Source organism: Enterococcus sp. DIV0170, from assembly GCF_051710765.1.
GTDB classification, from domain to species: domain Bacteria; phylum Bacillota; class Bacilli; order Lactobacillales; family Enterococcaceae; genus Enterococcus_A; species Enterococcus_A raffinosus.
In genome coordinates this window covers 1,398,387-1,413,564 of record NZ_JBIOLG010000001.1, presented here as the reverse complement: position 1 = coordinate 1,413,564, position 15,178 = coordinate 1,398,387, and the positions used below count along the sequence as shown (strand labels likewise).

Genomic DNA, 15,178 nt, shown 5'->3' with positions numbered 1-15,178 from the left:
GTTAAGCACGTGGGAAAAACTCTTTATACACTTCGGTCATTCTCCGTTTAGTGATATGAGTGTAAATTTGTGTTGTCGATATGTCGGCATGTCCTAAAAGTTCCTGAACCGTCCGCAAGTCAGCACCATTTTCAAGTAAATGTGTAGCAAAGCTGTGTCTCAATGTATGTGGTGTAACATCTTTTGTAATCTCTGCCTTAATGACATATTGCTTCAAATTCTTCCATATTCCTTGACGACTCATTCCATGGCCATGGTTATTAACAAACAAGAACATTTCGTTTGGCGTTTTTTTAGTTAATAAGGGTCTAACCTCAGAAAGATACCGTTCTAACCAGTGAATCGCGTAATCGCCTAGCGGAACTATTCTCTCTTTATCTCCCTTACCGATGGTCTGAAGTAAGCCCATCTCCAAATGAATATCGCCAAGTCTTAGTCCAATCAGTTCACTAACTCGAAGCCCCGTCGCATACATAACCTCCAAGATAGCACGATCTCGAATCCCTAAATCAGTAGTAGTATCCGGTGCTGCAATTAAACGTTCTACTTCTGTCAGCGAAAGAGTTTGTGGAAGCTTTTGCGCTTTTTTGGGGCTATCAATGTGCTGCATTGGATCATGATCGGTATACCGTTCTTGACGCAGAAATTGATGGAACCGACGCAAACTAGAAATCATTCGCGTTATCGTAGTTGACGCCTTTCCCGCTTCAGTCAAGCTCGTTAAAAAGGCCACAACTGTATATCGATCTACTGCTTGCCAATCTGTCACACCTTGATCATTCAAGAAAGATAAGTATTGGTGTAAGTCTCTTTGATAGCTTATCCGAGTATTGTCTGAAAGACCGCGTTCGATCGATAAATAATGCAAATATTCTGTTATTTGTTCATCCATGTTCTCACCACTTTCGCTTTATCATAACAAAAAGTCCCTTGAAATGATAGCACGTATCTTTGCAAGGGACTATATAAATTAATTATAACTTAATCCATTTTCACTAAAATGTCTATGCGTCCTTCTTTTCCTGACAGCTTTGGCAAATACCATGAAAAGTCAAACGATGATCTTTAACAAGAAAATGGTAACGGGATTCTACTACGCGTTCCACATCTCCCAAAAGATCCTCCTCGATCTCCTCTATATTGCCACATTCAAGGCATAATAGGTGATGATGAAAATGCTCCGCTCCCTCTTTTCGAAGGTCATACCGAGCCAATCCGTCATCAAAACTAATTTTATTAACGATGTGCAATTCTGTTAAAATTTCCAATGTACGATAAACTGTCGCCAAACCAATTTCTGGACTCTTTTTTTTGACCAAAAAATAAATTTCTTCGGCAGATAAATGATCCTTTTCATTTTCCAATAAAACGAGAACGGTCGCTTCACGCTGAGGTGTTAACTTGAATCCAGAATCATGAAGTTGTTTTTTTGTTTTCTGTAAAGCCAGGATAGCGTTCAAGAGAACCCTCCTCTATCTAATTTATAATTATTATAAACAAGCAGCTATGCTACTACTGTTTTTCTTAGAATTATTATAGTTTATCGCCTTTATTTATGCAAGGACATTCTCAATTAGCTTTTTAAATGAATTTCGCCATCTTTTTGTTCAATCAGTTTTTCCTTTAATAAATGGCCAATCGCACGTTTGAATTGTCCCTTACTTATGCCAAAAGCTTCTTTGATTTCTTCTGGAGCAGATTTGTCCCAAAAAGGTAATTTATGATCCGAGTTTCTTTGCAACATCGTTAAAATCATTGCGGCATCATCATTGATCATTTCATAGCTACGAGGCTTTAAAGACATATTTAAGACACCATCTGGTCTCACACCGATAACCCGTGCCTCCACTACTTCACCTAAACGTGGTTCTTGATACCGCTCAGATGGATGAACAAAACCAATATAGAAATCCTCAGTAATAAGATAAGAACCTGTCACCTTTAATCGATAAACCGTTCCTTTTTTATTTTCGTTTTGCATCTCAGCATTCCCAGAACGACTTAAAGAGTGAAAAATAGTTTCGTCAGCTAATACGCCCCACATCCGATTTTTTTCATCAACCCGTAAGCTAATCATCAAGCGATCACCTTTTTTCGGCCACAATTCTTTCATACTTGGCATTTCATCTAGAGAAACTACCATATCTTTATCTGCTAAGCCAATATTTACAAATACACCTAAATCACGACGGACGTCTGTTACCTCACCAAAAGCGTAATGGCCAATTCTAACCTGTGGAATCTGAGTTGTGAAAATGGCTTCTTTACTCTGGTTTATATAACCGAATCCTTCAATTGTTTCGCCGATTTCATGGGTGCCTTCCTCCTTTAAAAGCTGGAAAGTTACACCATTTTTTTGTACAAGATATTTTTTCTCATTCTCATCAATGATTAATCCGGTAAAAACTTGTCCTAATAGTTCGTTCATATTTATTACTCCTCGCAAAAAATGTCTTATATCATTATTAAAGCTGGGAAGACAGTGTCTCCCCAGCCTCTAAATCTTCATCTAATTTGGCCCGTCACCTTTAAACCATCCTGTTTTGCAATTAATTGTCACTAAGTACATGGGCAAGTCAGAGCTGGTATAACCTTGTGTTAACGATGCTCGATTTGAAGTGGCATATAAGTTGTAATACCCTTCGCCGTTTTCAATTTTTACTGGTTCTAAACTATACCCGCCTTCTACGATGTAACCGCGAGAGATACAGGTTTGAATGACTTTTTCTTTGACACCCGGAGCCCACGCATAAGCATCACTGCTGGTATCTCCTGCTTGACTACTATCCGTTGAAGTCGTCTTCTGTGCTTCTTGTGCTGCTCTTTCTTGTTCCTCTTTTTCTCGAGCAGCTTTATCTGCTGCCGCTTTTTCTTCAGCGGCTTTTTTCTCTTTTTCTTTCAACGCTTGATCCACTTTAGTTAGTTCATCTTTTTGTGTTTGAACTAATTCTTGATTCGCCACCGCTTTGATAGCATTATTTGCTGCATTGTATTGATCACGATTTACAGTTTCAATCACATTGCCGTCTTTTAGTAATCCATCCGTCGCTTTTTTCGCACTTTCAATTTTCGTGTACTGATCTTTGGCTTTATTTATAGCTTGATTCATTAATTCATCAAACTCTTTATCGCCTGTGCTGATAGATAAATCAACTGGTTCAGCCGTTTTTAATAAAGGATTGTCTACAATTTTATCTCCGTTAATCGCAGCACTTGTAAACAATTGATTGACTGATTGTTCAGCTTTTTGCTTTGCTACAAGCTGATCATACGCTTTTTTGGTTTCATCATATCGTTTGTTTTCTTTATAGCGAGATAACTCTTCATCAATTTTACTAGTATTGAGAGCTACTTTATCGTTAGCAAGAAAAACTTGCTTGTCATCTGTATAATAACTTGATATGCTCTCGCCAATTGAATCCAAAGCTTCATTTTCTTTTTTCACAGTCGCAATACGCTGAGCTTCAACTTCTTTTTCGTGGTAGTAATAGTAACCGCCACCAATACCTAAAACTGCTACCGCAGCTAAAGTAATGTAAAGACTTTTACGGTTCTTTTTAGGTGGTTCACTAACAGACGGAGTATTTTCTGGCGGAATAATTCCTTCATTATTAGAATCATCCTCTTGGGTTATATCTGATGCTTCGTAGCCATCGCTCGAGTTGATCGAATCCTCTGAAACGACATCCTCACTAACCGGCAACGTCTCAGTTTCTTCAGATTCGTCATTCACTTCAGAAGATTCATCCGCTGAATCTTGAATGACAGGTTCATCAGCATTTTTTGATATATCAACCTCTTCACTCTCGTTATCAGGTATTGATTCGTTTTCTGTTATTGTGTTTGTTTCCACATCATCAGATTCCGTCTCATTTACCTTCTCAGTATTTTCAGTCTCAGTGTCTTCTATTTTGTCTTGGTCATCCTTATGTTCACGAATATATTGTGCCAAAATCGGATTCATCTCAGGAATTTCTTCAGAGTTATTTTTTGAATTTTCTTCTTTCATTTTATCCTCGTTATCCTTAAACATTTTTTGCACAGATTCAATCGGCATATCAGCAAGTTCTGACCATTCTATCGTATCATTTTTGTCATTATTACTGTCTTTAATTTCTTCTTGATCGTTTAACTGTAATGAAAAGCCACACTTCGGACAAGTCGTGCATCCTTCGACTGGTTCAAAACCACAGTTAGGGCATTTTTGCAATGAAATCGGCTCCTTTTTTCAATCATATGCTTTAATCTATCATATGTTTAGGGATGTTCCAAGCAATTTTCGAGTGAATTAATCAAAAATAATAAATTTCAACGCTCGTTTGGATCGCCTATCTTTATTAACATTCGATTTCTTGATAACTGAAATTTCGTTCAACTACCATGGTATTGCAAAAAAATACTCCTCAAGTAATACTTGAGGAGTGCGTCTGAAATTATTCTAAAAAGTCTTTCAATTGTTTTGAGCGTGAAGGATGACGTAATTTACGTAAAGCTTTCGCCTCGATTTGACGAATTCGTTCACGAGTTACACCAAAGACACGGCCGACCTCTTCCAAAGTCCGAGTTCTTCCATCATCTAAACCAAAACGTAAGCGCAGAACATTCTCTTCACGATCAGTCAACGTATCTAGCACATCTTCCAATTGTTCTTTCAACATTTCTGATGCAGCATGTTCAGCAGGACTCGTCGCTTCTTGATCCTCAATGAAATCACCTAAATGCGAATCGTCCTCTTCACCAATTGGCGTTTCCAAAGAAACGGGCTCTTGAGCAATCTTCAAAATCTCACGAACTTTTTCTGTCGGTAAGTCCATTTCAGCACCAATTTCTTCTGGTGTTGGTTCGCGCCCTAAATCTTGTAGTAATTGACGTTGTACGCGAATCAATTTATTAATAGTCTCGACCATATGAACTGGAATTCGAATCGTCCTTGCTTGGTCAGCGATGGCGCGAGTGATTGCCTGACGGATCCACCATGTTGCATAGGTTGAAAACTTGAATCCTTTACGATAATCAAATTTTTCAACAGCTTTCATCAAACCCATGTTTCCTTCTTGAATCAAATCCAAGAATTGCATGCCGCGTCCAACATAACGCTTTGCGATACTTACAACTAAACGCAAGTTTGCTTCAGCTAAACGTTGTTTAGCTTCTTGATCACCTTGTTCAATTAGCAAAGCGAGTTCCACTTCTTCTTCAGCAGTTAGTAATGAAACTCGTCCGATTTCTTTTAAATACATACGAACTGGGTCATTGATCTTAACGCCAGTTGGGGCCGATAAATCTTCTTTTTGTGCGGCTTTCGCAGTTTCTTCATTTTGTTTCAAACTAGCTTTAGAAGGTTCACCATTTTCATCGACGACACTGACACCCGCGTCCTCGACTTTTTGGATCAACTCATCCATTGCATCTGCGCCTAATTCATAAGGAGTCGCCAAACGATTGGTAAGCTCATCATAAACAACCTGTCCCATTGGTTTCTTTTCCTTGATGAAGGCCGCTACAGCTTTTTCATACTCTTTTTTGTTTTTTACATCTGCCATAAAATAAATGCCCCTTTCACTTCTAGGCTTGTTTCAAGCGTTTCGTCAATTCAATAATCTGAACGGTCAATTCCAATTCCCGCTGCTGGTTTCCGTTTTTTCTGGCTTCGAGCTGCTCTTTTTGTCGTTGTTTTATTTCTTCAGCAATGCCAGACTTAGAGATAACCTGCATCAAATCATAGATTTCTCGTTCATTACTATCTTCTGACATGGATATCATAGAGATGTCGATAGCTAACTGCTTCATCTCATTCTCCTTTAAATAGTTCAGGAAGTCCGCTAAAACAAAATTTCCATGAACCATCATATAACTATCTAAGTAAAGAAGCAATTCTTGATACTGATCATGAATGAATTGAAAATCTGTTTGAACCAATTGCTCTCGGATCGAACGCTCATTCATACTACGATATAGTAGCATTCGTTCCGCTTTTTCCTCTTTAGTTAGTACTTTTTTGATTGGTTGGATAGGTACTTGTGAAATTGTCGATTGTTGTTGACGTCTTTCTGTTCGTTGTGTTTGACGAACCATCTGCAACTGTTGTTTCAAACTTTCCCTTGTTAAATGAAACTCATTTGCTAATTGGCCTAAGTACAAGTCCTGCTCAACTGGCGATTGTACTTTTGCCAAATCTTGCATTACGACCTCTATATAGCCTAGACGGTCTGCTTCGTTCTCCAGATTCAATCCTTTTTTACGATACTGCATTTTGAATGCAAAAGGTGTTTGACGACCGTGCTGCAATAAATTCTGCAATTCAGTTACACCGTATTTTCGCAAATATTCGTCAGGATCAAGTTTTTCAGGAACCGTAACAGTGGCCAGGTTTAGTCGACTGTGTGCATCTAAAATAGTCAGTGCACGATCAGTAGCAGCTTGTCCAGGATCATCACCGTCATAAGCAATTACGACTTGACCGGTAATCCGTTCAATCGCTGCTATTTGCTGCTCTGTCAAACTAGTTCCCATCGAAGCTAAGCCAATCTTAATATCTGCCTGCCATGCAGCCAATACATCCATGAAGCCTTCAAACAAAATCGCTTCGCCTTGTTTCCGTATTTCATTCCGTGCTTTGTCAAAATTGAAAAGAACCTGCCGTTTGTTGAATAACTCAGTCTCTGGCGAATTCAAATATTTTGGTTGATCATCACCAGGAAAATCTTCTGTTTTAAGTAAACGACCCGAAAAACCAATTGGCTTTCCACGAAAATCATTCAAGGGAAACATGACTCGATGGTAAAATCGATCACTAAAGCTGCCATCTTCACGTCGAATAAATAACCCGCTACGTTCCATTAAATCAGCAGTCACTTTATCTTGCTTAGCTACCTGAACTAAAAATTCTCTCTGATTAGGAGCAAAACCAATTTTAAATTCATTGATCAATTCATCACTTAATCCACGTTCGTGAAGATACTCTAATGCCGTTTCTCCAACTTTTGTGTTCACTAAGAGATGATGATACAAATCACGCGTCCGCTCATGCAAAGCGATTAATTGCTGCTGTCCCGTTGAAGTTTGACTGATAGGCTCACTGGAGATTTCGATAGCTAAAGGAATTTGCTCTATATCAGCAACCTTTTTTACCGCTTCTGGAAAACTAATCCCCTCTAGCTCTTGTAAAAATGTATAGACATTGCCTCCCTTTCCGCAACCAAAACAATGAAAAATCTGCTTGTCTTCTGCAACTGAAAACGACGGGGTCTTCTCTTCGTGAAATGGACACAATCCTAAATAATTTTTACCAGATTTTTTCAACTGAACATATTGTCCGATAACTTCAACAATATTTGTTTTTTCACGAACCTCATCAATAACTTGTTGGGGAATTCTCTGCACCAAAACTCTCACCCCAATTCCCAAAAAAATATGATAACAGCCGTAAAAAATCGCCCCAATTCATCTTCCGATCAGCGCGATTTTTTTTGACAAACTTATACGTCTACCATTTTAGCATATTTCTTTATTATTACAAGCTTTCTGCTCATTATTTTAACCATTTTGAAACCTTTGAAATAATGTAATGAACCGCTTGTTCATTTGGACAATTTCAGCATAAAACATATTGCCGCCATTTTGGTATAAATAACCACCGTTGTATAAAACTGACTGCATCTGCATATAACGATAAGTATGTTGCTGATCATTTCCATAGCCTGGTGACAAAATATCGCGGGAGTATTCTTCTGCTAACTCTACACTATTTTTTCCTCCATGATCTTGCACGTATTGAATATACTTTGTGCCAAAGTTATATGCTTGAATAGCAGTTTCAAGATCACAACCAGCTGCTTTAGTCTGTTTATAGCTCTCGGCAAAATGCTTAACACCACTCTCAATACTTTCTTGTTGACTGATAATCTTACCGCGGCTGCCATAAGCACTCTCAGAGCTTTGCATTAAGTCCGTACCTTTTCCTTTTGACTCCGTATACATAATAGCTAAAATAACATCGGTATATTCCCCGACACCTTCCTGATCAGCCAACGTCTGTACCTGGTTCCGATAACTATTCACTGTTTTAGTATTCTTATATGTACGAACTGCAAAAATCCCGCCTATTATAACCGTTAGCAAGATTGCAAGCGTAATAATTATTTTTAAAAATTTTCCAATTATTTTCAACATAAATTCTGCCCAACTATCTTCTTTTTTCTTTATCCATACTACAAGAATTTACTTAACTTTTAAAAGCATAATTTCACAGCTTTATATTTAATTAATCATTCTAAAGATTTCGTTTGGTCTTACAATTAAATTAATGTGCAAGAGTCGAAAAAATCGGTATACTTAATCTTGGTAGGTGATGTTGTGAAAAATGAAAAAAAAATCGCTCAAATGAGTGATGGAACAGAAATTTATTATGAAAAATATGGGCAAGGCCCAGCACTGTTTTTGCTCCATGGTAATGGTGGAAGCGGTAGATACTTTTCGAAACAGTTAAATAGTTTCAGCAAACATTTTAATGTGTATGTCGTTGATAGCCGCGGACATGGACGTTCGACCAACACACAGAAAGAAACAAGCTTTCAATTGATGGCAGAAGATTTAGCTACTATCATGGAGCAAGAAAATATTGAACACGCAGATCTATTAGGGTTTAGTGATGGCGCTAATTTAGCTATGGTTTTTGCACGGCTTTATCCTAATAAGGTTGATCATTTGGTTTTAAATGCGGGCAATACTACTCCGAATGGCGTTCGGATGATCCCTCATCTTCTTAGCTATGTGCAGTATGCTATTGTTTGGGTTGGCGCATTTGTTGATACTGGGATGCGGAATTTCCTTCCTATATTGCGGTTGCTTTTTCGTGATATTGGTTTGTCAACAGAAGATTTAAACCAGATCGTAGCCCCAACGTTAGTAATAGTAGGAAAGCATGACTCCATTAAAACACAGCACTCAATGTATCTTGCTCGTTCAATCCCTAATGCAAATTTCGCCATCGTCTCAGGACAAGGTCATATGTTTGCCCGCAGAAATCCAAAACGCTTCAACCAAGAAGTCTTACAATTTTTAATTGAAAAGGAGTAATTTGGTGAAAACTTTAGCAGAATGGTTCAAAGCACATTTAAGCAAGCTAAAATTAATTTTTTTAATTTCAGTTATTATTATTGTCATATTCGAATTATCAAACATCGTGAAGAACATTTCTTTTTCTCGACTATCGACTATCTTTAGCACAATCAGTCCTTGGAATATCCTACTCATGGCACTGATTGGTTTAGTTTCAGTCATTCCAATGATCGGCTATGATTTTACCTTGAATAATATTTTAGGACAGAAACCCAAAAAACTTTATATTTTTGAAACAAGCTGGTTGGTGAATACCTTAAATAATATTGCAGGTTTTGGTGGTTTTGTTAGCGCTGGTTTGCGATCTGAATTTTATGGCAAAAAAACTTCAGGAAAAAAAGTAGTACAGGCTCTATCCAAAATTTTAGTTTTTACTATGTCTGGATTGTCTATCTATGCCTTGCTCTCTTTTTTCCTTGTTATGTTTGATGATCACAATCAATATTTGCGTCAATATTGGATTTGGTTGATCGGGGGCGGATTATATTTCCCAATTGTCTTCTGTCTTAGTATTTTTGGTAAAGGAGAATATTTAGGGGATCTGAAGAACTCCCATCGTTTAGAATTGATCGGGACATCCTTTTTAGAATGGACTGGTGTCCTCGTCAGTTTTATTTCTACAGGTCTCTTAATGGGCATAGAAGTTAGTATTCGTGATGTTGTCCCTTTGTTTATTGCTGCTACAGTAATCGGAATTGTCTCTATGATTCCTGGAGAACTCGGCAGCTTTGATTTAATGATGATCATCGGCCTTTCTGCTCTAGGCACTCCAAGAGAAACTGTCTTTGCTTGGCTTTTATTATTTCGGTTATTCTACTACTTAGTACCTTTTGCGATTGGGTTAATATTATTTTTCAAAAACTTAGGCACAACAATCAATACGCGATACAAAGGCATTCCTGTTAGTTTACTAAAAGAATTGGCACATAAACTTGAAGGTTTTCTTCTTTATTTTACAGGAATTATGTTAGTTCTATCGGCTACGATTCCCGAAGCATTCATTCGATTGCCTTTTCTGCAACGATTAAATCCGATCCACTCTCGGGTAATCGTCGTTTTCCCAGCAATTTTATTGGGCTTTTTATTAATTGTTTTAGGTAGAGGAGTTTCAGCACGAGTTAAGCGTGCATATATTCCTACAATTATGATTGTTACGTTAACCTTTCTTTACTCATTATTAGCTGGATTTCGTATTTCAACTGGTATTTTTCTCGCCTTGCTTTTGTTATTTGTTATTTTCTCTAAGAATGAGCTATTTAGAGAACAACTGGTTTATTCTGCCGAATGGATAACGATTGATGGCATCATCATGGGTGGGTTAACGATTTTATACATCATTATCGGTGTTTACAACAGCCCTAAAATCCATCATCGTCATCGGTTGCCAGAATTTTTCCTATTTCCTAGTGAACGAATATGGGGTGTAGGCTTTGTTGCAATTTTGATCGTCGCCTTCATTATTTTGTTACTGATTCGTTTTTTAAAAAACAAACGAAGACAAATTGGCGAGCCATTAGATGAACAACGGGTCCAACATATTTTGGAAACCTACGGTGGAAATCCAGATAGTCAACTCGTTTTTCTTAAAGATAAAAAAGTGTTTTATTACAATAATGGCGAGGAAGATACTGTTTTCTTCCAGCTATCAACTTTTAACAACAAAATCTTAATAATGGGCGATCCCTCTGGAAAAACAAGTGATTTCGAAGCTGCTACTGAAGCTCTGATCAATGAAGTAGATCGTTATAACTACTTGCCGGTTTTTTATGAAAATAGCGAAGAAATGGTTATGATCCTTCATGAGTTTGGCTATGATTTTATCAAATTCGGCGAGCGAGCACATGTTTATTTACCAGACTTTACTTTAAGTGGGAAGAAAATGAAGGGACAGCGCTCAAGTTTCAACAAAGTTATTAAAGAAGGCTATCAATTCGATGTGATTCATCCTCCTTTCACAAATGAAACAATCAAACAGTTACGATCCGTCTCAGATGAATGGTTAAATGGACGAAAGGAAAAGGGCTTTTCTCTCGGATTCTTTTCAGAAGATTACTTACAACGTGCGCCAATCGCAGTAATAAAAAACACTGAGCAAGAAATTGTCGCTTTCGCGAACTTTATGCCGACTTATACCAAGAATATCGGAACCATTGATTTGATGCGTCACAGCCCTGAAAAAGCTCCCGGAGGAACCATGGATTTTCTTTTCATCAATTTATTTCAATATATGCGTGATGAAATGGGGATCGAATATTTCGACCTGGGAATGGCGCCTTTGGCCAATGTGGGAACCTCAAGAAAAAGTTTTACTCAAGAGCGAATCGCTTACTTAGTTTATAATTTTGGTTCTCGTTTTTATTCTTTTGGCGGGTTAAAGGAATATAAAGATAAGTATGCGAATAAATGGTTGCCAGAATATGTCTTATATTCGCGAGATAGCTGGATTGGATACGTGATGATAGCGTTACTTATTACTGATAACGCACCTGTTCAGGAAGAAAAAAAATATCGCGGTTTGCGCCGTTTTATTCTCAGAGATTAGCAGCTTCGTAAATGAAGTTGCTTTTTTGTCTTGACAAGCCCGAACAATCTGTCTAGAATAAGTCACAACATAAATTAAATCAGTTTGGGGCGTTTATTATGACTCAATTACTTTCTGCACAACTGAATAATTTTTACTTTAGCTATTTTAGATAAGTTTGTATTCATTTTTCATGGATACAGACGTCCTTGTTTGTATCTATGATGGCTAATGCTTTTAACGCTGACCTATTGCCGCATAGATGAAAATCTATTGTGGCTTTTTATTTTTTTCAAGAAGCTCATTGTAGATTTTCAAATCTATAATGAGCTTTTCTTTTTGCATTGCTCGTCAAAAACCAATATTGGAGGAATTATTATGAACACTGGATCAAAAATTATGATGAAACCAGACGCTATTCAATCAATCGGTAGTTACACTGCTTCTTTATGGACAAATAAAAAAATTGTACTCCTATGCGACCAGAAAGCATTCGATGCTTATGGCTCAGAAATTCTCCAATACTTAACCATTTTTGGTTTTGACGTTCATTCATGTATTTTAAACGAAGTGATTTATACCTCCGATACTGCAAATCTAGTTTATGACTTTCTGACAGAGCAAAACATGACTAAAGCAGATGGAATAATCGGACTAGGTGACGAAGCACTTTGTCAGCTTAGTGGATACGTAGCTTCAACTTATAGCGGCGGAATGTCCATTATTCAAATTCCAACTACTTTGATTGGACAGATTCTTATTTCCAATCAAAGGCAGGCATTTTTACCGAATCTTAAAGCCAAATACTTACAAACGGCGCCCACCAATCCAGATGGTATCGTGATTCATACTGATTTGGGAAATATTGTAGCAAAAGATGAATTAAAGATTGCTCAGAATTTGCTACTACAGTTAGGCGTACCTCAGGATCACGCTTGTCGTCATGAGCTAAGAAAAAAAGCACAGATAATGGACTACCGACTAGATTATAAACAGTTGCTTGTTGAATTACCTATTCCCCTTTCAAATAGTAAACAACTTAGATTTATTATGAATAAAAAAAATATTTTTTCTCAATCAACCTCAAATTTGGATATTGAAAACAATAAAAGAAAAAGAGTCTAGATGGATATATCTAGACTCCTGAAAATAGGACAATCAAAAAATTATTCTTTCTTCAGTTGTTTATTTATTCTTGTTATATCATACGGTTTCCATAGGTCTTCACCACGAGAATCTTCAAGTGGCGTTTCCCCTCTTGCTTTCAAACAGACTGCATGATTAAACTGCGGCGAAGATTGATCAATCTCTTTCTCTACCATAATTTGATGGGACCAATCACAGCCGAAATCATAGATATATTCAAGCTTGACACCTTCATGAAAATCCATATCGATCATACGTTTTGCTTCATCAAACTGTATCATCTCTAGTTCATTGGGACCAATCATTGTCGTTCGATCAACAAAAAAGCTGTGTAGATGACTGTCTTCCCAGCCAAAAGCAACTTGTAAAATCCGATGCAATTGTTGATAAGATAGTTTTGCAGGAATCTGAAGTCTACGCCAAATCGGCGGTTTGAATCCTTTTAAATCTACACGAACAACGTAACCTGTTGTTTGTTTTTCAGCACGTTTATTCTGAGTAGGAAAGGTTAAAATATTATCTGGCATATGTTTCTTTACCGGGTCTTTAAGGTCGTAATGTTCAATATTATAAGGGTCTTCAACTTCGAAATTGCCTTCACGCCACTCGTCCATAATTGCTAATTTAGTTTTTGACCAATAATTTGGATTGCTCATACGGGTCAAAAAAGCCGTTTTGTTGAGATAGAGAAAATACTGCATGTCTTTGCATTCTTCTTCGGTAATAATTTTTTCATGAAATAAGGCGCTGTAAAGATCAAGTAAGATTTGGTAGGCATAAAAGCTTTCATCAATAAATAGCGGCATATGTTTAGGCATATGGTGAATTAATGCATCTTTGACGATTTCCTCATCCAGCAGTTTATCACTAAGCTTTCCCTTATCAACAAAGCTCAAAAAAAATTCTACCGTGCGAACAAGTCCATCCGGTTCAGCAAGTCCTCCAGCAATAAAATAATGCATCATGTCTCTCGTCATTCGGTCAAATAACTTGTCCAGCTTGTCCATACAAACCTCCTTCAACACTTATTCTCTTATTAATAATAGTAAAAGAAAAAAGAGGTTCAATCAATAGCGAATTGATTGAACCTCTAAGTTTATTCAGTTTATTTCTTTCCGCCAAAGGCATCTTTCACCTTACCAAAGAAACCCTCTTCTTTTTGTTCGCTAACTGTTTGACCGCCAGCTTCTGCAAACGCTCGTAAAGCCTCTCGCTGTTTATCGTTCAAATTCTTAGGAGTAATGATTTTAACCGTTACTTGTTGGTCACCATTCGTGTTCCCTCGAAGTCTGGGTGCTCCTTTTCCACGAAGTCTAAACTTAGCACCTGTTTGTGTTCCAGCAGGGACTTTTAGTTTCACGTCACCGTGAACTGTTGGTACGTTAATTTCATCACCTAAAGCCGCCTGTACAAAACTCAAAGGCAACGTATAATAAATTTCAGCACCATCACGATCAAAGATGTCACTTTGTTTTACTTTAAAGACTACATAGAGGTCTCCATAAGGCCCTCCATTAATCCCAGCTTCGCCTTGATCCGCTAAACGCATTTGTTGTCCATCTTCCACACCAGCTGGAACTTTTACCTTAACAGTATGCGGACGTTTTTCATGTCCAGATCCATGACAAGTTGGACAAGGGTCTTTAATTTCTTTCCCTGTTCCATGACAAACATCACAGGTTTGTCGGCTCATCACACGACCTAGAGGTGTTTGATGTTCTACATTAATTGAACCCGAACCATGACACTTATGACACACTTCTGGTTGGGTTCCTGGTTTTGCACCATTTCCGTGACAAGTATGACATGTCTCTTCACGATTGTATTTGATATCTTTTTCTACACCAAAAATCGCTTCTTCAAATTCCAAATTAATTGAGTATTGAAGGTCAGCACCTTGTCTCGGCGCTTTAGGATCGGCTTGACGAGAACCGCCTCCACCGAAGAACGATTCAAAAATATCTTCAAATCCAAATCCACCCGCTCCGCCAAAACCACCAGCGCCACCGAATCCACCTGCTCCGCCAGCTCCAAAGTTTGGATCTGTTCCAGCATGTCCATATTGATCGTAAGCAGCACGCTTCTGCGGGTCGCTCAGGATCTCATAAGCTTCTGAAATTTCTTTAAACTTTTCTTCAGCATCGGCCTCTTTGTTAATATCCGGATGGTATTGTTTGGAAAGCTTGCGGTATGCCTTTTTGATTTCATCATCCGAAGCCCCTTTTTGTACCCCAAGGACTTCGTAATAATCCCGTTTTGTAGCCATTGGCTTCCCTCCATAATTTCATAGAATCGTTAGTATTGTATCACACTCAAATTCGATACGATACTTTTCTTAGATTTTTTCTAAAGGAATGGCTAATCTTGAAAGAAAAAAGGCCAAAGCGATGA

At 37.8% G+C, this 15,178-nt stretch carries 12 protein-coding genes; 3 read left to right on the top strand and 9 right to left on the bottom strand.

Going from position 1 to position 15,178, the window contains the following annotated elements; translation table 11 throughout:
* Position 1: 1 nt before the first annotated feature.
* The 7 genes from xerD to IGI50_RS06780 form a co-directional block, all read right to left on the bottom strand.
* A complete protein-coding gene (xerD, locus tag IGI50_RS06810; protein WP_010744610.1) occupies positions 2-892 on the bottom strand; it encodes a site-specific tyrosine recombinase XerD in 891 nt (296 codons plus the stop codon).
* A gap of 112 nt (positions 893-1,004) precedes the next feature.
* On the bottom strand, positions 1,005-1,460 hold the full coding sequence (gene fur, locus IGI50_RS06805; protein ID WP_010744609.1) for a ferric iron uptake transcriptional regulator: 456 nt from the start codon (positions 1,458-1,460) through the stop codon (positions 1,005-1,007).
* A gap of 113 nt (positions 1,461-1,573) precedes the next feature.
* Positions 1,574-2,428, bottom strand: a complete 855-nt coding sequence (locus tag IGI50_RS06800) for a CvfB family protein (RefSeq protein ID WP_218257165.1) — start codon at positions 2,426-2,428, stop codon at positions 1,574-1,576.
* Positions 2,429-2,509: 81 nt separating this feature from the next.
* Positions 2,510-4,210, bottom strand: coding sequence for a cell division site-positioning protein MapZ family protein (locus IGI50_RS06795; RefSeq protein WP_438776582.1), 1,701 nt, complete (start codon positions 4,208-4,210; stop codon positions 2,510-2,512).
* A gap of 223 nt (positions 4,211-4,433) precedes the next feature.
* Positions 4,434-5,543 carry an RNA polymerase sigma factor RpoD gene (gene rpoD, locus IGI50_RS06790; RefSeq protein WP_010744606.1) on the bottom strand — a complete coding sequence of 370 codons (1,110 nt, stop codon included), beginning with the start codon at positions 5,541-5,543 and terminating at the stop codon, positions 4,434-4,436.
* A gap of 22 nt (positions 5,544-5,565) precedes the next feature.
* The gene (gene dnaG, locus IGI50_RS06785) at positions 5,566-7,386 is read right to left on the bottom strand and encodes a DNA primase (RefSeq protein WP_218257163.1); all 1,821 of its coding nucleotides are present in this window, start codon (positions 7,384-7,386) and stop codon (positions 5,566-5,568) included.
* A gap of 150 nt (positions 7,387-7,536) precedes the next feature.
* Complete coding sequence (locus IGI50_RS06780) at positions 7,537-8,172, bottom strand: lysozyme family protein (RefSeq protein WP_010744604.1); 636 nt, start codon at positions 8,170-8,172, stop codon at positions 7,537-7,539.
* Between the two features lie 183 nt (positions 8,173-8,355).
* Between IGI50_RS06780 and IGI50_RS06775 the strand changes: the two genes are divergently transcribed.
* From IGI50_RS06775 to IGI50_RS06765, 3 genes are all read left to right on the top strand, one after another.
* Positions 8,356-9,078, top strand: coding sequence for an alpha/beta fold hydrolase (locus tag IGI50_RS06775; RefSeq protein WP_311855152.1), 723 nt, complete (start codon positions 8,356-8,358; stop codon positions 9,076-9,078).
* A gap of 4 nt (positions 9,079-9,082) precedes the next feature.
* A complete protein-coding gene (mprF, locus tag IGI50_RS06770; RefSeq protein ID WP_438776581.1) occupies positions 9,083-11,662 on the top strand; it encodes a bifunctional lysylphosphatidylglycerol flippase/synthetase MprF in 2,580 nt (859 codons plus the stop codon).
* Between the two features lie 357 nt (positions 11,663-12,019).
* Positions 12,020-12,766 (top strand): hypothetical protein, encoded by a 747-nt coding sequence (locus IGI50_RS06765; protein WP_218257160.1) that lies wholly within the window; start codon positions 12,020-12,022, stop codon positions 12,764-12,766.
* A gap of 41 nt (positions 12,767-12,807) precedes the next feature.
* Here the strand turns inward: IGI50_RS06765 and IGI50_RS06760 are convergent, their stop codons facing one another.
* A complete protein-coding gene (locus IGI50_RS06760; RefSeq protein WP_438776579.1) occupies positions 12,808-13,794 on the bottom strand; it encodes a plasmid pRiA4b ORF-3 family protein in 987 nt (328 codons plus the stop codon).
* Positions 13,795-13,892: 98 nt separating this feature from the next.
* Positions 13,893-15,053 carry a molecular chaperone DnaJ gene (gene dnaJ / locus IGI50_RS06755; RefSeq protein WP_010744599.1) on the bottom strand — a complete coding sequence of 387 codons (1,161 nt, stop codon included), beginning with the start codon at positions 15,051-15,053 and terminating at the stop codon, positions 13,893-13,895.
* Positions 15,054-15,178 lie beyond the last annotated feature (125 nt).

Bases quoted from the DNA above. Each gene is read 5' to 3' on its own strand.
- xerD (WP_010744610.1), bottom strand. From the start codon at position 892: ATGGATGAACAAATAACAGAATATTTGCATTATTTATCGATCGAACGC.
- IGI50_RS06800 (WP_218257165.1), bottom strand. From the start codon at position 2,428: ATGAACGAACTATTAGGACAAGTTTTTACCGGATTAATCATTGATGAG.
- rpoD (WP_010744606.1), bottom strand. From the start codon at position 5,543: ATGGCAGATGTAAAAAACAAAAAAGAGTATGAAAAAGCTGTAGCGGCC.
- IGI50_RS06780 (WP_010744604.1), bottom strand. From the start codon at position 8,172: ATGTTGAAAATAATTGGAAAATTTTTAAAAATAATTATTACGCTTGCA.
- IGI50_RS06765 (WP_218257160.1), top strand. From the start codon at position 12,020: ATGAACACTGGATCAAAAATTATGATGAAACCAGACGCTATTCAATCA.
- IGI50_RS06760 (WP_438776579.1), bottom strand. From the start codon at position 13,794: ATGGACAAGCTGGACAAGTTATTTGACCGAATGACGAGAGACATGATG.
- dnaJ (WP_010744599.1), bottom strand. From the start codon at position 15,053: ATGGCTACAAAACGGGATTATTACGAAGTCCTTGGGGTACAAAAAGGG.